This window comes from Arthrobacter sp. TJ-266 (assembly GCF_058269115.1).
On record NZ_JBZCNC010000002.1, the window covers coordinates 379,481 to 401,918 of the forward strand.

General features: G+C 70.6%; 17 protein-coding genes. 13 read left to right on the forward strand and 4 right to left on the reverse strand.

Features of this window, described 5'->3' with window-relative positions:
• Positions 1-104 precede the first annotated feature (104 nt).
• The 6 genes from mihF to AC4D12_RS06595 all read left to right on the forward strand — a co-directional run bounded on the left by mihF (position 105) and on the right by AC4D12_RS06595 (position 6,269).
• On the forward strand, positions 105-443 hold the full coding sequence (gene mihF / locus AC4D12_RS06570; protein ID WP_490949098.1) for an integration host factor, actinobacterial type: 339 nt from the start codon (positions 105-107) through the stop codon (positions 441-443).
• 10 nt (positions 444-453) lie between these two features.
• Positions 454-1,023: a guanylate kinase gene (gmk, locus tag AC4D12_RS06575; protein ID WP_490949099.1), complete on the forward strand. Its 570-nt coding sequence runs from the start codon at positions 454-456 to the stop codon at positions 1,021-1,023.
• A gap of 42 nt (positions 1,024-1,065) precedes the next feature.
• The gene (rpoZ, locus tag AC4D12_RS06580) at positions 1,066-1,326 is read left to right on the forward strand and encodes a DNA-directed RNA polymerase subunit omega (RefSeq protein ID WP_490949100.1); all 261 of its coding nucleotides are present in this window, start codon (positions 1,066-1,068) and stop codon (positions 1,324-1,326) included.
• A 34-nt stretch (positions 1,327-1,360) separates the two neighbouring features.
• A complete protein-coding gene (gene coaBC, locus AC4D12_RS06585) occupies positions 1,361-2,569 on the forward strand; it encodes a bifunctional phosphopantothenoylcysteine decarboxylase/phosphopantothenate--cysteine ligase CoaBC (RefSeq protein WP_490949101.1) in 1,209 nt (402 codons plus the stop codon).
• A 134-nt stretch (positions 2,570-2,703) separates the two neighbouring features.
• A complete protein-coding gene (gene metK, locus AC4D12_RS06590) occupies positions 2,704-3,915 on the forward strand; it encodes a methionine adenosyltransferase (RefSeq protein ID WP_490949102.1) in 1,212 nt (403 codons plus the stop codon).
• A 134-nt stretch (positions 3,916-4,049) separates the two neighbouring features.
• Positions 4,050-6,269 (forward strand): primosomal protein N', encoded by a 2,220-nt coding sequence (locus tag AC4D12_RS06595; protein ID WP_490949103.1) that lies wholly within the window; start codon positions 4,050-4,052, stop codon positions 6,267-6,269.
• An 87-nt stretch (positions 6,270-6,356) separates the two neighbouring features.
• Here the strand turns inward: AC4D12_RS06595 and AC4D12_RS06600 are convergent, their stop codons facing one another.
• The 4 genes from AC4D12_RS06600 to AC4D12_RS06615 form a co-directional block, all read right to left on the reverse strand.
• Positions 6,357-7,442, reverse strand: coding sequence for a glycosyltransferase family 4 protein (locus tag AC4D12_RS06600; protein WP_490949104.1), 1,086 nt, complete (start codon positions 7,440-7,442; stop codon positions 6,357-6,359).
• Positions 7,439-8,341, reverse strand: coding sequence for an alpha/beta fold hydrolase (locus AC4D12_RS06605; RefSeq protein ID WP_490949105.1), 903 nt, complete (start codon positions 8,339-8,341; stop codon positions 7,439-7,441). Before AC4D12_RS06605 ends, AC4D12_RS06600 begins: the two co-directional genes overlap by 4 nt.
• Complete coding sequence (locus AC4D12_RS06610) at positions 8,338-9,171, reverse strand: aldo/keto reductase (protein ID WP_490949106.1); 834 nt, start codon at positions 9,169-9,171, stop codon at positions 8,338-8,340. Before AC4D12_RS06610 ends, AC4D12_RS06605 begins: the two co-directional genes overlap by 4 nt.
• Positions 9,172-9,233: 62 nt before the next feature.
• On the reverse strand, positions 9,234-10,142 hold the full coding sequence (locus AC4D12_RS06615; protein ID WP_490949503.1) for a sugar-binding transcriptional regulator: 909 nt from the start codon (positions 10,140-10,142) through the stop codon (positions 9,234-9,236).
• A gap of 218 nt (positions 10,143-10,360) precedes the next feature.
• Here AC4D12_RS06615 and AC4D12_RS06620 point away from each other — a divergent pair, with 218 nt between their 5' ends.
• The 7 genes from AC4D12_RS06620 (at position 10,361) to AC4D12_RS06650 (ending at position 22,405) form a co-directional block, all read left to right on the forward strand.
• The gene (locus AC4D12_RS06620) at positions 10,361-12,103 is read left to right on the forward strand and encodes a glycerol-3-phosphate dehydrogenase/oxidase (protein WP_490949107.1); all 1,743 of its coding nucleotides are present in this window, start codon (positions 10,361-10,363) and stop codon (positions 12,101-12,103) included.
• A 142-nt stretch (positions 12,104-12,245) separates the two neighbouring features.
• The gene (locus AC4D12_RS06625; protein WP_490949108.1) at positions 12,246-12,992 is read left to right on the forward strand and encodes an MIP/aquaporin family protein; all 747 of its coding nucleotides are present in this window, start codon (positions 12,246-12,248) and stop codon (positions 12,990-12,992) included.
• A 62-nt stretch (positions 12,993-13,054) separates the two neighbouring features.
• The gene (gene glpK, locus AC4D12_RS06630) at positions 13,055-14,572 is read left to right on the forward strand and encodes a glycerol kinase GlpK (protein WP_490949109.1); all 1,518 of its coding nucleotides are present in this window, start codon (positions 13,055-13,057) and stop codon (positions 14,570-14,572) included.
• 321 nt (positions 14,573-14,893) lie between these two features.
• A complete protein-coding gene (gene leuS / locus AC4D12_RS06635) occupies positions 14,894-17,392 on the forward strand; it encodes a leucine--tRNA ligase (RefSeq protein WP_490949110.1) in 2,499 nt (832 codons plus the stop codon).
• Positions 17,393-17,396: 4 nt separating this feature from the next.
• Positions 17,397-18,251 carry a DegV family protein gene (locus AC4D12_RS06640; protein ID WP_490949111.1) on the forward strand — a complete coding sequence of 285 codons (855 nt, stop codon included), beginning with the start codon at positions 17,397-17,399 and terminating at the stop codon, positions 18,249-18,251.
• 87 nt (positions 18,252-18,338) lie between these two features.
• On the forward strand, positions 18,339-19,523 hold the full coding sequence (locus AC4D12_RS06645; protein ID WP_490949112.1) for a ComEA family DNA-binding protein: 1,185 nt from the start codon (positions 18,339-18,341) through the stop codon (positions 19,521-19,523).
• A complete protein-coding gene (locus AC4D12_RS06650; RefSeq protein WP_490949113.1) occupies positions 19,523-22,405 on the forward strand; it encodes a ComEC/Rec2 family competence protein in 2,883 nt (960 codons plus the stop codon). The genes AC4D12_RS06645 and AC4D12_RS06650 overlap by 1 nt, the downstream gene beginning before the upstream one ends.
• The last annotated feature ends 33 nt before the right edge of the window (positions 22,406-22,438 follow it).

Sequence of the window (22,438 nt, forward strand, 5' to 3'; positions counted from 1 at the left end):
AGGTTCGGTTCCAGTCCGAGCCCCGGAAGCCGGGGTCCCACCCGACCATCCACACGACGACCGCTCGCTCCCACCCGTGGCAGCGCGCGGCGTAGGGAGCGCCCGTGAGCCTGAAGCCTTTGACGGACGTCGAGCGAGCTCAGGCGCGGGAGAAGGCGACGGCGGCGCGGGCCGTCCGTGCCGACATCAAGGCGCAGCTGAAGACGGGTAAGCTTTCGGTGGCCGATGTGATCGGCAATCCGGAGGGCGACGACGCCGTGGGCCGGCTCAGGGTCGTCGATCTCCTCAAGGCACTGCCCGGCGTGGGAGACGTCCGGGCCGCCGCCATCATGACGGAGGTCGGCATCGCGGCGACACGCCGGGTGCGCGGCCTCGGCATCCACCAGCGCAGGCTCCTCGTCTCCTATCTCGAACACCACCACACTGGCCAGGCCAGCAAGTAAGGAAGCGTCAGTGTCACACCCCCGGTTGACAGTCCTCGCCGGTCCGACGGCGGTCGGCAAGGGAACGGTCTCCACCTACATCCGGGACAACTATCCGGAGGTGTGGCTGTCGGTCTCCGCAACCACGCGACCGCCGCGACCGGGTGAGGTGAACGGGGTCCACTACTTCTTCGTCTCGCCGGAGGAGTTCGACCAGCTCGTGCTCGACGGCCAGCTGCTCGAGTGGGCCGTGGTCCACGGACGCAACCGGTACGGCACGCTCCGCAGCACCGTGCAGGCCGCCATGGACGAGGGCCGGGCGGTGCTCCTGGAGATCGATCTGCAGGGCGCGCGCCAGGTGAAGGAGACCATGCCGGAGGCCACATTCGTGTTCCTCGCCCCGCCCAGCTGGGAGGAGATGGTGCGGCGGCTGGTCGGCCGCGGCACCGAAACCCCCGAGGAACAGCAGCAGCGGCTGGAAACGGCTAAACTGGAGCTTGCCGCCGAGCCGGAATTCAATCACACCGTCGTCAACGACACCGTGGAGCATGCGGCAGACGAGCTCGTATCACTGATGGGACTGACCCCGCTGCAGCGCTGAGAGGCCCCGCACCAGCCATCCCGCCCAATGTTTGGAGATTTTGTGTCAACTCAGCCCGAAGGCATCATCAACCCGCCGATCGACGACCTGCTCGAGGCCTCGGACTCGAAGTACGCCCTCGTGATCTACGGTGCCAAGCGTGCCCGCCAGATCAACGCGTACTACTCGCAGCTCCACGAGGGCCTCTTCGAGTACGTCGGCCCGCTCGTCGACACGAAGCTGAACGAGAAGCCCCTCTCCATCGCGCTCCGCGAGATCAACGAGGGCATGCTCGTCTCCACCCCGATGGAACCGACCGAGTAGACCCCCAGGTCACGCGTCGGCGGACGGACGATCGGTGCGCGTAGTACTCGGTGTCGGAGGAGGGATCGCGGCCTACAAGGCTGCGTCCCTCCTTCGTCTTTTCACGGAGGCCGGCCATGAGGTCACCGTCATCCCGACCGACGCCGCACTCCGCTTCGTGGGCACCGCCACCTGGGAGGCCCTCTCCGGCAGACCGGTGAGCAACAGCGTCTGGGACGACGTCGAGAAGGTCAACCACGTGCGCCTCGGCCACGAGGCCGACCTCATCGTCGTCGCGCCTGCCACCGCCGACGTCCTGGCACGGGCAGCCGCGGGACTCGCGAACGATCTCCTCACGGGAACGCTCCTCATGGCCCGCGGACCGGTGGTGATGGCCCCCGCGATGCACACCGAGATGTGGCAGCACGCCGCCACCCGGGCGAATGTGGCGACCCTCCGCTCCCGCGGGATCACGGTCATCGAACCGGCGTCGGGTCGCCTGACCGGATCCGACTCCGGGCCGGGCAGGCTCCCCGAACCCGCGGACATCTTCGCCGCCGCCCTCGAGACGGCGACGCCGCGTGGACGATCGCTCGCCGGTCAGCGGGTCACCATCACCGCCGGCGGGACGCGCGAGGCGCTGGATCCCGTCCGCTTCCTCGGCAACCGCTCCTCGGGCAAGCAGGGCATCGCCCTCGCCGAGGCCGCCCTCGCGCAGGGCGCGGAGGTCACCCTGATCCTCGCCCACGCGGAGGTCCCTCCGCCCGCGGGGTGTGACGTCGTCCGCGTGGAGTCGGCGCTCGAGCTGCGTGAGGCCGTCCTCCACGCCCTGCCCGCCACCGACGTCCTCATCATGGCCGCCGCCGTCGCCGACTTCCGGCCGGCCTCGGTCGCGGGGTCGAAGATCAAGAAGAGTGATGACGGCGCCGATCCCGTGATCACTCTGGTCCGGAACCCCGACATCCTCCGTGAAGCCGTCCTCGCCCGTGCGGACCGGTCCGCGCCGCTGGTGATCGGTGGTTTCGCGGCCGAGACCGGCGACGCCACGGCCGACCCCCTCACCCATGCACGGGCCAAGCTCGCCCGGAAAGGCTGCGACTTCCTGGTGCTCAACGTCGTCGGGTCCGGACTCGTCTTCGGCGAGGACTCCAACGAGGTCACCATCCTGAGCGCGGGCGGCGGCGAATCAGAGCCGGTGCGCGGTTCGAAGCGGGCGGTCGCCGAGGCCGTCATCGAGCATGCGGCCGGCCTGCTGGGCCACTGAGACGCAGCGTTCCGCCAGCCGTTCACCCCTGTCATCCCGCGGGCGTCACCCCGACACCCCGCGCCCGTTCCGCTGTCCTGCGGCCTGCCCGATGCCCGGGCAGGGCCCGGGTCCCGACCAAGTAGAGTGAGCACGTGACTTCACCGACCACCGATTCCCGCCTGCGGCTCTTCACCTCGGAATCGGTGACGGAGGGCCATCCCGACAAGATCTGCGACCAGATCAGCGACGCGATCCTGGACGGGCTGCTCGAACAGGACCCGGACTCGCGCGTGGCCGTGGAGACGCTCGTCACCACCGGGCTCGTGCACGTCGCCGGAGAGGTGACCACCGAGGCCTACGTCGAGATCCCCGAGATCGTCCGGCGGACCATCCTCGGCATCGGCTACGACTCCTCCGCGAACGGCTTCGACGGCGCACGGTGCGGGGTGTCCGTCTCCATCGGTCAGCAGAGCGCGGAGATCGCGAGCGGGGTCTTCACCTCGCTCGAGACGCGCGAGGGCACCGGCCTGGACCCCTACGACGCCCAGGGCGCCGGCGATCAGGGCATCATGTTCGGCTACGCGAGCGACGAGACCGCCGTCCTCATGCCCACCCCCATCTGGCTCTCCCACCGACTGTCCGAGCGGCTCACCGCGGTGCGCAAGGACGGCACGCTGCCGTACCTCAGGCCCGACGGCAAGACCCAGGTGACCGTCGGCTACGACGGCGACCGCCCCGTCTCGATCGACTCCGTGGTCATCTCGTCGCAGCACTCCGCCGAGGTCTCGCTGGACCGCCTCCGCGCGGACCTCGTCGAGTACGTGATCACGCCGGTCCTCGCCGACACCGAACTCGACACCACCGGCGTCCGCCACATCCTCAATCCCGGCGGCGCCTTCGTCATCGGCGGGCCGGTCGGTGATGCCGGGCTCACCGGACGGAAGATCATCGTCGACACCTACGGCGGCATGGCCCGGCACGGCGGCGGTGCCTTCAGCGGCAAGGACCCCTCGAAGGTGGACCGCTCGGCCGCCTACGCCATGCGCTGGGTCGCGAAGAACGTCGTCGCTGCGGGCCTCGCCCGGCGCGCCGAGATTCAGATCGCCTACGCCATCGGCATGGCGCAGCCCGTGGGCGTGTACGTGGAGACGTTCGGCACGGAGACCGTGGACCCGATCAGGATCGGCGAGGCCATCCGGGAGATCTTCGACCTGCGGCCGCTGGGCATCATCAACGCCCTCGACCTCAAGCGGCCCATCTACCAGCGCACCGCGGCACACGGGCATTTCGGCCGCGAGCAGGACGGCTTCACCTGGGAGCTCCTCGACCGCGTGGAGAAACTGCGGAGCTACTTCGACGCCTGACCCGTCGGCGAGCGCGACGCGAGCCCCGTGAGCAGGACGCCGGCGACGGATGCCGCCGGCGGGTGCCCGCTGTAGCGCGACACGCCGCACGGGTGGCGAGGCAGGAGTGTGCAGGTGACAGGGACGACGACACCATGACGGGTAAGCGACAGGACCCCGCGACCGCGGACGGCCAGCTCTCGCTCCTGCACGGCTTCGGGGCTGCAGCCCTTCCCCGCGCCGGCTCGGACGTGGAGCGCGCCGCGACCCTCCCCATCGCCCGCGTGATCCTGGACGCCCAGGTGCCCCACCTCGACCGGTTCTTCGACTATTCGGTCCCCGCCGCCCTCGACGCCGAGGCGCAGCCGGGTGTCCGGGTCAAGGTGCGTTTCGCCCACCGCGAGCACATCGGGTTCCTCGCCCAGCGCGTCGAGGATGCGAGCACGACGGCGACCCTGCTGCCGCTCGACGGCGTCGTCTCACCGGAGCGCGTCCTCACCCCGCCCGTCCTGGCGCTGGCCGAAGCCATCGCCGCGCGGTCCGTCGGCACCGTGAGCGACGTCCTCCGTGCCGCGATCCCTGCCCGGATGGCCCGTGTCGAGACGGCCTTCGCCGCGGCGGCGGGCGCCCAGGAGACCGCGCCGACCGCAGGGCCGGACGACGAACCGGCGGAGCCTGCCGGCCCCGGGCACTCCGGCGGATTCCTCCGTTACCCGGGCGGCCCTGCGTACCTCCAGCACCTGGCCGACGGTGGTTCCCCGCGCGCCGTGCTGACGACGCTCGGCGGATACGGGCCCATGGCGTGGACGCAGGAGGTCACGGACGCCGTCGCGGCGACGCTCGACTCGGGCCGGACCGCCGTCGTCGTCGTCCCCGACCAGCGTGACCTCGCGAGGGTCGAGGCGGCCCTCACCGCGCGGCTCGGCGCCGAGGTGATCGCGCGCCTCACGGCCGAGGACGGCGCCACCCCGCGGTACCGGAACTTCCTGCGCCTGCTGCACGGCACGGCACGGGTGGCCGTGGGCACGCGCTCGGCAGCGTACGCGCCCGTCGCGGACCTCGGACTGGTCTGCCTGTGGGACGACGGCGACGACCAGCACGTGGAGCAGCGGGCGCCGTACCAGCACATCAGGGACGTCCTGCTGCTCCGCGCGGACCAGGAGAACGCGGGCATGCTCGTCGGGTCCTTCGCCCGGAGCACCGAGTCCCAGCGGCTCGTGGACACCGGGTGGGCACACGCCCTCCAGGCCGCGCGCTCCGACGTGCGGAGCGCCACCCCGCGGGTGGTCCACGCCGGCGACGCCTACCAGCTCGCGCGCGACCCGCTCGCGGCGCAGGCGCGCATTCCCCACGCGGCGTGGGCGGCCGCGCAGGCGGGGCTGCGGACCGGGCCCGTGCTCCTGCAGGTGGCACGCACCGGTTTCTCCCCGGCGCTGGCGTGCGACCGTTGCCGCCACCCGGCCCGATGTGCGGTCTGTACCGGCCCCCTCGCGCAGTCGAGCCGCGACGCCGCCCTGCAGTGCCGCTGGTGCGGCCGCCCGGACCGCCGGTGGGAGTGCCCCGAGTGCGGCGGCACGCACGTGCGCGCCACCGTCGCGGGGGCCACCCGCACCGCGGAGGAGCTCGGCAGGGCGTTCCCGGGCGTCCCCGTGGTCTCCTCCGCCGGCGAGCACATCCTCGACGCCGTCGCCGACACGCCCGCCGTCGTCGTCGCCACGCCGGGTGCCGAACCGGTGGCTCCCGGCGGGTACGCCGCGGTGATCCTCCTCGACGGCAACGCCATGCTGAGCCGGGAATCGCTGCGCGCGGGTGAGGACGCGCTGCGCCGCTGGTTCGGCGCCGCCGTCCTCGCGCGGCCGGCCTCCGCGGGCGGCACGGTGGTGATCACGGGGGACGACGACGTCGCCGTCGGGCACCTGGTGCGCTGGGACCCGGCGGGCGCCGCCGCACGCGAGCTGGCGGAGCGTCACGAGCTCGGACTGCCACCGGCGGTGCGGTACGCGGTGCTGACGGGCTCGCGCGAGGCCCTCGTCCACTTCCTCGAGGGCGTGGACGTCGAAGGCGCGGCGCGGGTCGTCGGACCGGCTCCCGTCCCGGCGGACGTGCGGCGAGAGGCGATGCTCGCGGCACGGGCGGCCGCGCCCGGGACAGGCGCACGCCGGACGACGGTGCAGGGTCGCACCGCCGGCTCCGGTGCCACGGCGCCGTCCGCCGAGACGCTGCTCGGCCAGGGCAGCCACCGCGTGCTGCTGTTCTTCTCCTACCGGGCCGCGGCCGGGATGACCCGCCAGCTGCGGGCGCGGCGCGCGGCACTGTCCGCGAAACGGTCCGGGGAGACGGTGCACGTTCGGCTCGACGCGCTCGACGTCCTGTAGCCGGAGCACCCCCAGCCGGAGCACCCCCAGCCGGAGCAACTCCAGCCGGACCACGTTCAGCCGGATCGCGTCCGGCCGAGGTCCTCGCTACCGCCGTCGTCGCGCGTACTCCTCCGCGGCGCGCCGGCAGGCCGCGCGCAGCTGCTCCGCGGACGCGGACCAGGAGTAGGTGCCCGCCTGCGCCACTCCTGCCGCCGAGGCCTCGGCCCACCGCCGCGGCTCGCCGAGATCGCGGACGGCCGCAGCGACGGCGTCGGCGTCGTCCGGGTCCACATAGAGCGCAGCCGTTCCGCCCACCTCGCGGAAGATCGGGATGTCGCTGGCGATCACGGGCGTACCGGTCGCCATCGCCTCGACGACAGGCAGGCCGTACCCTTCAGCGCGGGAGAGGGTCACGAGCGCCGTCGAGTCCCGGAGGAGGGTCTCGTACTCGGCGTCGGAGACGCCGCCGTGGAAGATCACGCGCCCATTCGGCGGAGCAAGGGCCTCGAGGTCCGCGCGGCGCTCCGGAGTGATGCGGCTCAGCAGGTGGAGCGTGTGGTCGGGCAGCTGTGACATCGCGCGGACCAGCGTCTCCACGTTCTTGTACGGCATGAACGAGCCCATGTAGATCAGCGTCCGCGAGCGTGGGGCATCGGGGTCCCGCGGGCGGCCCGCGGGCTGCGGCGCGTTACCCACGAGGAGCACCGGGCGGCGGGTGAGCCGGTGGCGGCGCATGAGGTCGGACGTCGTCGTCGAGATCGTGGCGACGACGTCGGCCCGGTCCAGCAGCAACCGCTGGGGCCAGTACGCGAGGTGGTACAGCCGCCAGAGGAGGCGGACGGCGAGGGGCAGGAAGGAGGGCGGCGTGGGGTTCTGGTAGTAGATGAGGTCGTGCAGCGTGAGCACGAGCGGGTAGCGGCGGCCCCAGGATCCCATGGTCTGCATGGGGCACACAACGACGTCGGGGCGGAGCCGGTTGATCCGGAGCGCCACGACGAGCTCGGCGGGGGAGAGCGGACTGGACATCATCACGTGCGGGACGTCCGGCAGGAGGGCGAGCTGCCGCGGGTCGCTCACGAGCATCACGACGTCGTCGGTAACGGCGAGCGCGGCGATCAGGCTCGCTCCGTACCGGCTGATGCCGTCGTGATGGTCGGTGCGGGTGAAGCGGGCGTCGAACAGGATCCTCACGGTGCGGTCCTCTCGAGGAAGGTCATGATCAGTCGGGCGGCCTCGCGGGGTTTCTCGTAGTGCACGAGGTGCCCGACGTCGGGAAGGATCTGCAGCTCGGCCTCGGGCACGAGCTCGGCGAGCGCGCGCTGGCTCGCGACCGATCCGATGTCGTCCTGCTCGGCGGCGATGAGCAGCACGGGCATGGTGAGGTCGCGCGCGCGGTCCCGTACCGTGCCCGCGATGGAGGCACGGAAGGCCTCGAGGACCACCCTGCGGGCCGCGAAGGAGCTGAAGTAGGAGCTGTGCTGGCCGTGGATCCAGCGGCGCAGTGCGCGGTCCTTCGTCTTCGCCATGAACACGCTCATGCCGCGGACGATCAGCGGGTTGGCGAGCAGCGCCCGTCCGGCGGCCTCGGGCAATCGATCGGCGGCGACGTAGTACAGCTCGGCCAGCCGCGAGGCGGTGCGGCTGGGGCCCTCGAGCGCGGGTTCGCTGATGGGGTTCACCAGCACCAGTCGCGCCGCGAGGTGTGGCGCGTCGGCAGCGACCTCGGCGGCGATGATCGATCCGAAGGAGTGCCCGAGGAGCACCGGCCGATCGCCGGCCGTCGCCGCCACGTGGGCGATGAACCGGGCGTAGGCGGCGACGTCGTGCGGTTCCGGCAGCGCCTCGCCCTGTCCGAACCCCGGGAGGTCCGGGAGGAGCACCCGGAGGGCGGGGAGTTCCTCGGCGAGTCGCAGCAGGCCGTGGTGATCACCCCGGAAACCGTGCACCATCACGACGGTGGGCGGAGCCGTGCCCGTGCCCCTGACACTGCCCGCGGACGTGCCCTCCGCATCGCCGACCGGGGGGAAGTCCCACACGCGCTGGAGGGTGCCCTCCCACGGGAACGTGCGGGCGACGGCGTCGCGCCTCACCGCACCGCGTCGGGGTGCGAGCCGAAGCGCTGGTCCCGGTCGAGTCCGTCGAGCACGGCGACGTGTGCGTCGGAGAGCTCCAAGCCGAAGATGTCGAGGTTCGAGCTGATCCGCTCGCGCGAGCTCGCCTTCGGGATGGTCAGCAGCCCGTGCTGGTGGTGCCAGCGGAGGATCACCTGCGCCGGGGTGCGGCCCAGCTCGTCGGCGATCCCGCGGATGTCGGCGTCGTCGAGGACGTTGCCGCGACCCAGGGGACTCCAGGCCTGCGTGAGGATCCCGTGGTGCTTGTGGAAGGCACGGAGCGGGAGCTGCTGGAGGTACGGGTGGAGCTCCACCTGGTTGAGGGCGGGCATTACCCCGGTGTCCGTGAGGAGCCGCTCCAGGTGCGGTCGCTGGAAGTTCGAGACGCCGATGGACCGGACCCGGCCGTCGTCGCGCAGCCGGATCAGGGCCCGCCACGTCTCGACGTAGAGGTCCTTCGCCGCGCAGGGCCAGTGGATCAGATAGAGGTCGAGGTGGTCGAGGCCGAGGAGCTCCAGGGAGGTGTCGAAGGCGCGCAGGGTCGCGTCGTAACCGTGGTCCTCGTTCCAGACCTTGGACGTGAGGAAGAGCTCGTCCCGTGCGTGCGTCTCGAGGAAGGACCGTGCGGCCGCACCCACTCCCGCCTCGTTGCCGTAGAGGGCGGCGGTGTCGAGCAGCCGGTACCCCACGTCGAGCGCCGTGGAGCAGAGCACCTCGGTATCCTCCGGCGGCACCTTGTACACGCCGTAGCCGATCACGTCGATGGAGGCACCGTCGCCGAGCGGCACGCGGGGTACGGGGGGAGTCATGGGTGCACTCTATCGAGGACGCTCTCCTCGAGCGGTACAGGGCGCGGGCGGCGTGCGGGACCTCACGCGTGCACGAGGCGCCGTGCCGACCCCTCGTCGAGGATGAGGTCGGTGGCCAGCCCTGCCGCGAGGGCGCCCCGCAGCCCGGCGATCTTCGCCTCGCCGGAGACGACGCAGATGCGCCGGTGCACCTTGGTGAGCTCGTCGAGGTCCGGTCCGGTGCTGCGCCCGTTCAGCACGACGTCCCGGTGCGAGCCGTCGGCCCGGAAGAACATGGTGGCCACGTCGCCCACCACCTCGTCGCGCTTGAGCGTGTCGAGGTCCTGCCGGTCCAGGTACCCGCCGCTGTAGACGTGGCTGGGCACCCCGGAGCCGATCGAGCCGACCCCGAAGATCGCCATGGTCATGCGTCGCTGGAGGTCGAGGATGCGCCGTACGCTGCGCTCCTCCCACATGGCCGTCTTCGTCCCCGCGTGGTCGAAGAACGCGGGGACGGGGAACTGCTCCACGCGCGCGCCGTAGGCCTGCCCGAAGCGGCGCAGGATCTCGCTCGCGTAGGTGATGCCGGTCGTCTGGGTGTTCCCGGCTCCGTTGAGCTGCACGATCGTGCTGTCATGGGTCTGTTTGCGCGTCAGGTGGTGGCTCACCGCGCTGAGCGTGGATCCCCAGGCGACGCCGATGATCGCGTTCGAGTCGACGAGCGGGCCGATGGTCCTCGCGGCCTGGATCGCCACACGGTCGAGCACCTCGGAGTCGTTGACGGAATCCGCGACGGGGACCACGTGCGCCTCGACCCCGAACCGGCGGCGTATCTGCTGCTCGAGCGCCGGGGCGCGCTCCGAGGGGTTGTTCACCTGGATCTGCACGAGCCCGGTCTCCCGCGCGAGGGAGAGCAGGCGCGAGACGGTGGAGCGCGAGGTCTGCAGCTCACGGGCGATCGCGTTCATCGTGAGGTCCTGCAGGTAGTACATCTGGGCGGCCCGCAGGGCGTCCCGGGAGCGGTGCGGGACCGCCGGGTCCGAGGTTGCCCGGGCCCGGTCACCGGGGCCGGGTTCAGTGAGGTCGGTCGTCGTCATTCCGTAAGTCTGGACCGCTCGTGCACGTTTGTGCAACGCAGTTGACTGGTATTCCCAGAGCCCGAAGAATTGAGGTGCAGCAGTCCTGTCCAGCGATCCGATGGAGCACTACCGTGACCACATCAGCCGACCCCACCACTGGTTCCACCACGCCCGCGCGCGCCGTGGTCGACGAACTGCGGAAGAATCCCCGTGCGTCGGTCCTGGTCATCGGCGGCGGCATCAATGGTGTCGGGACCTTCCGCGACCTCGCCCTGCAGGGCGTCGACGTCGCGCTCGTCGAGCGCGGCGACTACTGCCAGGGCGCATCGGGCGCGTCCTCGCACATGATCCACGGCGGCATCCGCTACCTCGAGAACGGCGAGTTCCGTCTCGTGCGCGAATCCGTGATCGAGCGCAACGCTCTCATGAAGATCGCACCGCACTACGTGAAGCCGCTCCAGACCACCATCCCGATCTACACCACCTTCTCGGGCATCCTCTCGGCGCCCCTGCGCTTCCTCACGCACAAGCAGGGCAAGCAGGTGGAGCGCGGCGCGTTCCTCATCAAGGCCGGCCTCACCATGTACGACTTCTTCTCACGCGACGGCGGCAACGTGCCCCGCCACTCCTTCGTGGGACGCAAGAAGGCTCTGGCCGCCATGCCCGACCTCCGCAAGGACATCAAGTACGCGGCGACGTACTACGACGCCTCGGTCCACAACCCCGAGCGGCTCACCCTCGACGTCCTCCGCGACGGACAGGTGGCCAACCCCGCGGCACGCGCCGCGAACTACGTCAGTGCCATCGGCGCCGGCGAGGACGGCGTCCTCCTCCGTGACGAGCTGACGGGCGAGACGTTCGCGTTCCAGGCCGACGTCGTCGTGAACGCCACCGGCGCCTGGACGGACGGCACCAACGCCGCTCTCGGCACCGAGACCCTGTTCATGGGCGGCACCAAGGGCTCGCACATCGTGCTCGACCACCCCGAGCTCCTGAAGGCCTGCAACGGCACCGAGATCTTCTTCGAGCACGTCGACGGGCGGATCGTTCTCATCTACCCGATGGAGGACCGCGTCCTCGTCGGGACCACGGACATCGACGTCGACGTCAACGAGCAGGCCGTCTGCACGGACGAGGAGATCGACTACTTCTTCGAGCTGATCGGTCACGTGTTCCCCGACATCCAGGTGTCGAAGGAGCAGATCGTCTACAGCTTCTCCGGCGTCCGCCCCCTGCCCCGCCACGACGACACGCAGCCCGGTTTCGTGTCACGTGACTACCGCATCGAGAAGCGCGCGGAGAAGATCGGCGACCGCACGGTCACGACCCTCAGCCTGGTCGGCGGCAAGTGGACCACGTTCCGTGCCCTCTCCGAGCACCTCACCAACGACACGCTCGCCGCGCTCGGCGCCACGCGGAAGACGTCGACGGCGGGGGTCGCCATCGGTGGCGGTCAGGACTTCCCGAAGGACGAAGCGGCAGAGCGCGCCTGGGTCCGGAAGGCCGTCCGCCCGGGCTTCGACGAGGCGCGCGTTGCCGTGCTGCTCACCCGCTACGGAACACGAGCGACCGACGTCATCGATTACCTCGCCCAGGGACCCGACAGGATGTTTAATTCGACGAAGGAGCTGAGCACGCGCGAGCTCGCCTACATGGTGGAGCACGAGCAGATCGGTCACCTCATCGATGTGCTGATCCGCCGCACCTCCCTGGCATTCCGCGGTCTCGTCACCGAGGAACTGCTGGCGGAGCTCGCCGCGACCCTCGCCCCCCTGCTGGGCTGGGACGAGGCGCGGTCCGCGGCGGAGATCGAGCTCGCCGAGAAGGTCCTCGCGGACGCTCACAGGGTGCAGGTCAAGAGCTTGATCGCGTAGCGGCACTCGCCGCAGCGGGGTCGAACCGCCTCCTACAGGAGGAGGCGGTGCAAGGCCAACGGCAGTGGTTGCCGGGGGGAACCAACGGGCGCCGTCGAGGCGGCGGCGCCCGTCGACAAGTGAATAGAAACAGGAGTCAAAGATGTCTCTGGAAGTATTCGTCGCCGAGATGCTCGGCACAATGCTGCTGTTGTTGCTCGGTACCGGTGTGGTCGCGAACGTCGCGCTCGCCAAGACCAAGGGCAATAACGGCGGCTTTCTCATGGTCAACTTCGGGTGGGGACTCGCCGTGTTCGCCGGCGTGTACGTGGCAGCTCTCTCGGGGGCCCACCTCAACTTCGCCGTGACCATGGGCCTCCTCGCCAACGGGGACACCGCGCAGTTCGCTCCGGGCGTCGACAAGACGTTCGTGAACACGCTCGCCTACCTCGCCGCCCAGATGATCGGTTCGATCCTCGGCGCCGTCCTCTGCTGGCTCTCCTACAAGCAGCACTTCGATGACGAGCCCGAGCCCGCCAACAAGCTCGGCGTCTTCTCCACCGGACCGGCCATCCGCTCCTACGGCTGGAACCTGGTCACCGAGATCATCGGCACCTTCGTCCTCGTCTTCGTCATCCTCTCCTTCGGTAGTTCGCCCTCGGGTCTCGGCCCGCTCGCCGTCGCGTTGCTCGTGGTCGGTATCGGCGCCTCCCTCGGTGGCCCCACCGGCTACGCCATCAACCCGAACCGCGACCTCGGCCCCCGGATCGCCCACGCCTTCCTGCCGATCAAGGGCAAGGGCAGCAGCGACTGGGCCTACGCCTGGGTTCCCGTCGTCGGCCCGATCATCGGTGGTGTGCTCGCCGGCATCCTGGTGCAGGTCGTCACCTTCCCCGTCCCCGCCGCGTAGGCACCCCACACCTCGGCGACTGCCCGTAGCCGTGCAGTCGCCTTTTCCAGAAGGAGCAGAGCATGTCGCAGCAATACGTCATCGCCATCGACCAGGGCACCACCTCCAGCAGGGCCATCGTGTTCGACCACAAGGGCGACATCGTGTCCTCGGGTCAGAAGGAGCACGAGCAGATCTTCCCGAAGGCAGGCTGGGTCGAGCACGATCCCGCCGAGATCTGGAACAACACGCGTGAGGTCATCGGCAACGCACTGTCGAAGGCGAACCTGACGCGTCACGACATCGCCGCCGTGGGTATCACCAACCAGCGCGAGACCGCCGTCGTCTGGGACAGGACCACCGGGCGGGCCGTGTACAACGCCATCGTCTGGCAGGACACCCGCACGCAGAACATCGTCGACGAGCTCGCCAAGGACGGCGGCGTCGAGCGCTACAAGTCGAAGGTCGGCCTGCCGCTCGCCACGTACTTCTCGGGTACGAAGATCAAGTGGATCCTCGACAACGTCGAAGGCGCCCGCGCGAAGGCCGAGGCGGGCGACCTCCTGTTCGGTAACACCGACTCCTGGGTCACCTGGAACCTCACGGGCGGAACCGACGGCGGCGTGCACATCACCGACGTCACCAATGCCTCACGCACGCTGTTCATGGACCTCGAGACCCTCGCGTGGGACGAGTCGATCCTCGCCGACTTCGGCGTCCCGGCGTCGATGATGCCCGAGATCAAGTCCTCCTCCGAGGTGTACGGCACCGTGCACACCTCGCAGCTCCTGCGCGAGGTACCCGTCGCAGGCATCCTGGGCGACCAGCAGGCCGCGACCTTCGGTCAGGCCGCCTTCGACAAGGGTGGGGCCAAGAACACCTACGGCACCGGCAACTTCATGATCGTCAACACCGGTGAGGAGATCGTCCACTCCAAGAACGGTCTGCTCACCACGGTCTGCTACCGCCTGGGAGACGCCAAGCCGGTCTACGCGCTCGAGGGTTCCATCGCGGTCACCGGGTCGCTCGTCCAGTGGCTCCGTGACAACCTCGGCATCATCAACAGCGCACCCGAGGTGGAGCAGCTCGCCAAGACCGTCGACGACAACGGCGGCGTGTACATCGTGCCGGCGTTCTCGGGCCTCTTCGCGCCGTACTGGCGCGCCGATGCCCGCGGCGCGATCGTGGGTATGACCCGCTTCGTGAACAAGGGTCACATCGCCCGCGCCGCCCTGGAGGCCACGGCCTTCCAGACCCGCGAGGTGCTGGACGCCGCGAACGCCGATTCCGGAGTCAACATGGAGGACCTGCGGGTGGACGGCGGCATGGTCGCCAACGACGCCCTCATGCAGTTCCAGGCGGACATCCTCGGTATCCCCGTGATCCGTCCGAAGGTCACGGAGACCACCGCCCTGGGCGCGGCCTACGCAGCGGGCCTCGCCGTCGGCTTCTGGAAGGACACCGACGAGCTCGCCACCAACTGGGCCGAGGACAAGCGCTGGAACCCGTCCATGGACGAGGCCGAGCGCGAGCGCCAGCTCCGCCTCTGGAAGAAGGCCGTCACGAAGACCTTCGACTGGGTCGACGAGGACGTCCGCTGAGCACCCGCTAGGCGAGTTCTCCGGCGTGGGGTGTGCCCGGTCCGTCCGATGACGGGCGGGGTACACCCCCTCCGCGTCGGGCGGGTCGGGGCCTTCCTCCGGCTCGGACCCGCTCCGCGCGGGCACTGCTAAGGTGGTGGCATGAACCGGGTGTCCTCGCTCCTTACCTAGCCGCGCAGCAGATGCTGTGCGGCCGCCCCTCCTGCGTGAGGGGCTTTTGTGTGTCCGGGGGAGGGCACACGGTCGGCGCGGCGAGCGCCACACACCTGCATCGGCAGGACACACGGACGTTGAACCATCGACAGGACAGGTCGGACACCAGTGAGCAGCAACCCCGAGGTCGCCCAGCCGGACGAGAACACCTACGACGTCGGCGCCATCGAGGCGCGCTGGCCGGCGGTCTGGGACGAGCTCAAGGCGTTCGCCCCGGCCGACGACGGCTCGCGCGAGCGGCGCTACGTGCTCGACATGTTCCCCTACCCCTCCGGTGACCTCCACATGGGCCACGCGGAGGCCTTCGCCATGGGCGACGTCGCCGCGCGGTACTACCGGCAGCAGGGCTTCGACGTCCTGCACCCGATCGGGTGGGACTCCTTCGGGTTGCCCGCGGAGAACGCGGCCATCAAGCGCAACGCGCACCCCGCCGAGTGGACCTACGCGAACATCGAGACGCAGGCCCACTCGTTCAAGCGGTACGCCATCAGCGCCGACTGGGAGCGCCGCCTGCACACCTCGGACCCCGAGTACTACCGCTGGACGCAGTGGCTGTTCGTGCGGTTCTTCCGGAAGGGCCTGGCGTACCGCCGGAACTCGCCGGTCAACTGGTGCCCGAAGGACCAGACGGTGCTCGCCAATGAGCAGGTCATCAACGGGGCGTGTGACCGCTGCGGCACCATGGTCACCAAGAAGAACCTGAACCAGTGGTACTTCAAGATCACCGACTACGCCGACCGCCTGCTGGACGACATGGAGCAGTTGAAGGGCCACTGGCCCGAGCGCGTCCTGGCGATGCAGCGCAACTGGATAGGCCGCTCCGAGGGCGCGCACGTGACCTTCCGGATCGAGGCCGACGGCGATCAGCCGACCTCCGACGTCGACGTGTTCACGACGCGTCCCGACACCCTGTACGGGGCGACGTTCTTCGTCGTCGCCGCGGACGCGGACCTCGCCCTCGAGCTGGTCACGCCGGACCGCCGGGCCGCCCTGGAGGAATACCGCGAGCAGGTCAAGGGCCTGTCCGAGATCGAGCGCCAGGCCACCGAGCGCGAGAAGACGGGCATCTTCACCGGCCGCTACGCCGTGAACCCCCTGAACGGGGAGAAGCTGCCGGTCTGGGCCGCGGACTACGTCCTGGCCGACTACGGGACCGGCGCCATCATGGCGGTGCCCGCGCACGACCAGCGCGACCTCGACTTCGCGCGTGCCTTCGACCTGCCCGTGCGCACCGTCGTCGACACAGGGGCGGAGGACGCAGCGGTCACCGGCGTCGCGACCACCGGCGAGGGGACCCTCGTCAACTCCGGTGAGCTGACCGGGCTGGACAAGCCCACCGCCATCCGCCGCGCCATCGAGCTCATCGAGGAGCAGGGCACCGGCGAGCACACCATCAACTACCGTCTCCGCGACTGGCTGCTGTCCCGCCAGCGCTTCTGGGGCACGCCCATCCCGATCATCCACTGCCCCTCCTGCGGGGAGGTCCCGGTACCGGACGACCAGCTGCCCGTCACACTGCCCGAGGGTCTGCGCGGGGAGTCACTGGCACCCAAGGGCACCTCGCCGCTAGCCGCCGTCGAGGACTGGGTGAACGTCTCCTGTCCGTCGTGCGGCGGTGCCGCGAAGCGCGATACCGACACCATGGACACCTTCGTCGACTCGTCCTGGTACTACCTCCGCTTCGTCGATCCGAACCTGGACACGGCGCCGTTCGACACCGAGGCGGTCAACCGCTGGCTGCCGGTGGGCCAGTACGTGGGCGGGGTGGAGCACGCCATCCTGCACCTGCTCTACAGCAGGTTCTTCACGAAGGTCCTGTTCGATCTCGGGATGGTCGGCTTCACCGAGCCCTTCAGCGCGCTGCTGAACCAGGGCCAGGTCCTCAACGGCGGCAAGGCGATGAGCAAGTCGCTCGGCAACGGCGTGGACCTGGGGGAGCAGCTGGACCGCTACGGGGTGGACGCCGTGCGCCTCACCATGGTGTTCGCCTCGCCTCCCGAGGACGACGTCGACTGGGCGGACGTCTCGCCGTCGGGCTCCGCGAAGTTCCTGGCGCGTGCCTGGCGCCTCGGCAACGACGTGACGAGCGCGGTCGGCGCCGCCCCGGAGTCGGGTGACCGCGCACTGCGGTCGGTGACGCACCGGACGGTCGCCGACGCCGCCGAGCTGATGGAGGCCAACAAGTTCAACGTGGTCATCGCGAAGCTGATGGAACTCGTCAATGCGACGCGCAAAGCCATCGACTCCGGTGCCGGCGGCGCCGACCCCGCTGTCCGCGAGGCCGCAGAGGCCGTGGCGATCCTGCTGAGCCTCTTCGCGCCCTACACGGCCGAGGACCTCTGGAACCGGCTGGGGCACGAGGCCACCGTCGCGACGGCAGGCTGGCCCGCGGTGGACCCCGCGCTGCTCACGCAGGAGACCGTGGTCGCCGTCGTCCAGGTGCAGGGCAAGGTCCGCGACCGCCTGACGGTCTCGCCCGACATCACCGAGGAGGACCTGCGGGAGCTGGCCCTCGCGAGCGAGCAGGTGCAGCGCGTCCTGGACGGCAAGGGTATCCGCACCGTGATCGTGCGGGCGCCGAAGCTGGTCAACATCGTCCCGGCGTGACGCCGTGCGCATAGCCGTCGTCACCGACTCCGCTGCGGGATTCGCCCTCGACTGGACTGCGCCCGGAGGTGTGGCCGACGGAATCGAGGTGGTCGCGATGCCGGTGCTCATCGGTGAGGAGATCCTCACCGGCGAGCACGACGACGTCACCGCGCCCCTCATGGTGGCCCTCGCCGCAGGTGCGGACGTGCGGACGTCCCGGCCGTCGCCGGGTCAGTTCGACCGGATGTACGGCTCTCTCGCCGAGAACGGATTCGACGGCGTGGTGTCCGTCCACCTGTCCGGTCTGCTGTCTGGGACGGTCGACGCGGCGCGGCTCGCGGCGTCCCGCGCATCCCTGCCGGTCGAGGTGATCGACACGCGGACAGCCGGGATGGCCCAGGGACGGGCCGCCCTCGCAGCCCTGAGTGCGGCACGGACCGGTGCCGACCTGCAGGCGTCCGCGGCCGCTGCGGCGATGGCCGCCCGATCGTCCGCGCTGTATTTCTACGTGCCGAGCCTCGACCAGTTGCGGCGCGGCGGCCGGATCACCGCCGCCGCGGGCTGGCTGGGTAGCCTCCTCTCCGTACGCGTCATCCTCCACGTGCAGGGAGGGCGGCTCGTGCCGCTGGAGCGCATGCGGTCGGCGGAGAAGGGCCTGCAGCGCCTGGCCGAACTGGTCCACACCGACGTCGCCGGTCGGAGTGGCCAACCGGCTCTGACCGTCCATCATTTCGGCAATGAGCCGGAGGCGGTGGACTTCGCAGCGGGCCTCGCGGAGTCCCTGGGAATCGACAGCATCACGACCTCGCCGTGCCCTTCGGTCCTCGCGGCGCACGCCGGCCTCGGTGTGCTCGCCGTGAGTGTCTCCGGTCGCTGAGCAGCCCTCCCGGCAGTGCCGCTGCGGTTGTCCACATAACGCCCGTGGCGATCCGTCGGGGGTGCACGGACTCCTAGCGTGACCGGTATGGGAAAGCACCGATGGCCGGTCACCGGCGACTCCTGGACGCCGGACGAGCCTCCGGCCCGTGGAGCGCCCGATACCCAGCGGCTCGCCCGGGACGCTGCAGGGATGACCTCCGGCCACCCCTGCTCGGAGGTTGACCCCGCCGATGCCGCTGACGATGCCTCTGCAGACGACTTCACCGATGATTTCACCGATGACGTCACCGATGTCTCGGGTGACCGCCACTCGCGTGCTGTCTCCCGCGGGCAGGGCGTCCGGAGCCGAGAACCGTGGGAGGACCAGGAATCGGAGGGGCCCACGGCGCACTCCACCCGGTCCGTCGCCCTCCGTCGAGGAGCCGCATCGTGGGAACCCGGCGACGACGAGGACGATGGCCCCTCGCAGCCTGGCATCCGCTGGGGAGTCGCGCGGTCGGCGGCACTCGTGTTCCTCGGGGTGGCGCTGGCCGTGGGCGCCGGCCTCTTCCTCGTGCGCAGCTCGGAACCGTCGGCAGCCGCTGTCACCGTGCAACTGGAGTCCGATACCCAGCGATCAGCGGACGAAGCAGCCCCCGCCACGGAGGAGAACGACGCCGACGGGTCGGAGCGTACTCCGGCGGACACTCCCGCGGATGGTCCGGGCACCACCGCTCCTGCGTCGGTATCCGGCGGCGCCGCGCCCCGCTCCACCGGTTCGGTCGTCGTGTACGTGACAGGCGCGGTCACCACCCCCGGCGTCGTCACGGCCCCCGAGGGGACACGTCTTGTCGACATCCTCGACGAGGTCGGCGGCGCACTGCCCGAGGCCGACCTCGTCGGTGTCAATCTGGCGGGGACTCCCGTCGACGGCGAGCACATCCACGTCCTGGCCGTCGGGGAGACGCCCCGACCGGAGGTCGGAGGAAACTCACCATCGACTCCGGGCGGCAGGACACCCGGGTCCTCGGGCTCCGTCCCGGGCTCTGTCTCGGGGTCGGCGTCGGGAACCGCTGAAGGAGCGGGCGACGGCGGGGGTACGGTCAACATCAATACGGCGACGCTCGCGGAGATCGAATCGCTTCCGGGGGTCGGGCCGGTCCTGGGGCAGCGGATCATCGACTGGCGGGACACCAACGGGCCTTTCGCCCGTCCAGCCGACATCGACGCTGTTCCCGGCATAGGCCCCGCGCTCCTCGAAGGCCTGCTCCCGGTCACCAGCACCCAGTGATGGAGCCGCGGCCGGTGGTGCTGTCCACACGCGGACAGAGGAGCACGCGGGGCCGGGAGAAGGGGCCGCGGAGCCTCATCCGCGTGCTCGGTTCGCTCGGCCGCCGATCGGCGGATCTCCGTCTCCTGCCGGCGGCCGCCCTGGCGTGGGCCACCGCTGCCGTCGCCATCCGTGGCGAGGCGATGGCCGTGACGGGAGCGGCCCTCCTGGCGATCGCGATGGCCCTCACCGTCGCCTGTGCCGCCTTCCTCGGCAGACACCGACGAGGTGACCGCTGGTCGCGCTGTGTGTCCCTGACACTGCCACCCGTGGCGGCACTTGCGCTGGTCCTGCTGACCACCGGTGGGAGCCTCGCGAGGGCCGAGGCCGGTCCCGTCGACGAGGCAGTACGTGACGGGACCCCCTTCACCGCGATCGTCAGGATCACGGGGGAGCCGTCCTCGCTCGGACCGGGATCCTTCGGCTCCGGGGACCGGTACCTGGTGGAGGCGGACGTCACCGGCGGGGTCCTGAGATCGGATGCGTTCGTCTCGAGGACGCCCGTCGTGGTCATCGGCGATGAGCAGTGGGCCACCACGGGCTCGGGGGACACCGTGCGGGTCCTCGGGACCGTGGCACCTCCGGACAGGGCCGGCAAGCCGCGGGGGGTCCTCCTTCCCGCGAGTGCGCCGTCGTTCGAGCGGGCCGCCGGGTGGCTCGGCTACACCGATGATCTGCGCACCCGGTTCCGACACGTCTCCCTGGCGGACGAGCGCGACGGCGGACTGCTGCCAGGGATGGCGCTCGGCGACCGGATCCCGCTCGACCCCTCCCTCGAGGAGGACATGAAGGCCACCGGTCTGACGCACCTGACGGCCGTCAGCGGAGCGAACTGCTCCTACGTCGTCGCCTTCGCCTTCCTGGGCCTCCGGCTGCTCCGCGTTCCGCGGGTCGCCGCCTCCGTCGGGGCGGTGCTCGCGCTCGCGGCCTTCGTGCTCCTCGTCCGGCCCGAGCCGAGTGTGCTGCGCGCCGCGGTGATGGGCGCCATCGGCGTCGCCGCAGTCCTGTCGGGCAGGGGGCGGGTATCACTGACGCTCCTGCTGCTGTCCATCATCGTGCTGCTCGCCGTGGATCCCTGGTTGTCCGTCTCCTTCGCCTTCATGCTGTCGGTCTCCGCCACGCTCGGGCTCGTCACCGCCGGACCACTCGTGGTGCGGGTGTTGGGTGGGCTGATGCCCCGGGTCATCGCCCAACTCCTCGCCATACCCCTGACTGCCCAGCTGTTCTGCACACCCATCATCGTGCTGATCCAGCCCCAACTCCCGCTGTACTCCCTGCCCGCGAACGTGCTCGCCTCGCCCGTCGTCCCGGCCATCACGCTGCTGGGGATGGTCGCCGTCGTCGTCCTCACCTGGCCCGCCGTCCTCGCCTCCGTCCTGGCTCCCGTGGTCGTCTCCCTGGCGCAATGGGGCACGCGCTGGGTCTCCGGAGTGGCCGAGGCATTCGCCGCTGCACCGGCAGCATCCGTCCCGTGGCCTCCCGGGCCGACCGGAGCCGTGCTCGCCGCCTTTCTCTCGGCCGCCCTGCTGCTGGTCATCGTCCGACGGGACGCGACGATGGCGGGGGCTCCGCCGATGACGACCACTCCCGTGCTGGCACGCATCCGCGACAGGCTCCAGCCACAGGTATCCCGTTCCCCTGACCGATCCTCCGGAGTGGATGCGGCATCCGAGCACCAGCTCCGACGTGAGGACGATCCTTTCGGCGTCCCGGCGGAGCGTCATCCAAGGAGGTCCACTCAGCCCTCCGAGCGGAGTGGGCGCGACGGGCGCACCGGGCGCACCGGACGGACCGGGCGCACCGGGCGCACCGGGCGCACCGGACGGACCGGACGGACCGGACGGACCGGACGGACCAGGCAAACGAAGGCTGCAGCCCGGCTGGGAGCGGAACGGCACGAGCGAGGTCCGAGGCCGACGCGCCCGCGACAGCCGCGCTCGCAGGGGAATCGTCCGCCGTGGCGCTCACCCCGGGCGGGCTGGGCAACGCCGCGGGGCGCCCTGATCATCGGCGCCGGGGCCATCGTCGCCCTCCTCGTCGCGGTTCTTCTCGTGCACAGAGCGGCGCCACCGCCGGACCGACCCTGGCTGCTCGCGCTGTGCGATGTGGGGCAGGGCGACGGCATCGTCGTCGCGACGTCGCCGGGGCACGCCCTCGTGGTCGACGTCGGTCCGGACAGCGCGGCGATGGACCGCTGCCTGGACGAGCTCCACGTGGAGGTGATCGATGCACTCCTCATCACGCACCTCCACGACGACCACTACGGGGGAGTGGCGGGCGCAGTCGAGGGCCGGGACGTGAGTGCCTTGTACTACTCCACGGGAGAGGCAGGTCTCCCGGCGGCCGTGACCGACGCGGCGGCAGACGCCGGCGTGGACCCGCAGCAGCTGACCCTCGGGACGGTGCTCGACCTTCCACCGCTCCAGGTCGACGTCCTGTGGGCCTCACCTTCTGCACCACCAGGGGAGGAGAACAATGCGAGCGCCGTGCTGGAGGTCGTCCTGCCCGCAGAGCCCCGACCCATCACCCTGCTGCTGACCGGTGACCTCGAGGAGGACGCCGCGGCGCAAGTACTGTCCGCCGTCCCGCACCTGTCCGGCGGGGTCGACATCCTCAAGATCGCGCACCACGGCGCACGAAACGGGGGAGACGCGATGATCGGGGTGGTACGGCCCGCGCTCGCGGTCATCTCCGTGGGTCGGGACAACGAGTACGGGCACCCTCATCCGAGCATCCTCGAGGCACTCGCGGCAGCCGATGTGACAACTGCGCGGACGGACGAACTGGGTTCCTTCACGGTGGGGGTCGAGGGTGACGCACTCGCGGTCCGGCCGCTCGGGTGACAATGGCCGCCGTCGGCCCGTCCCGGCTTGGCG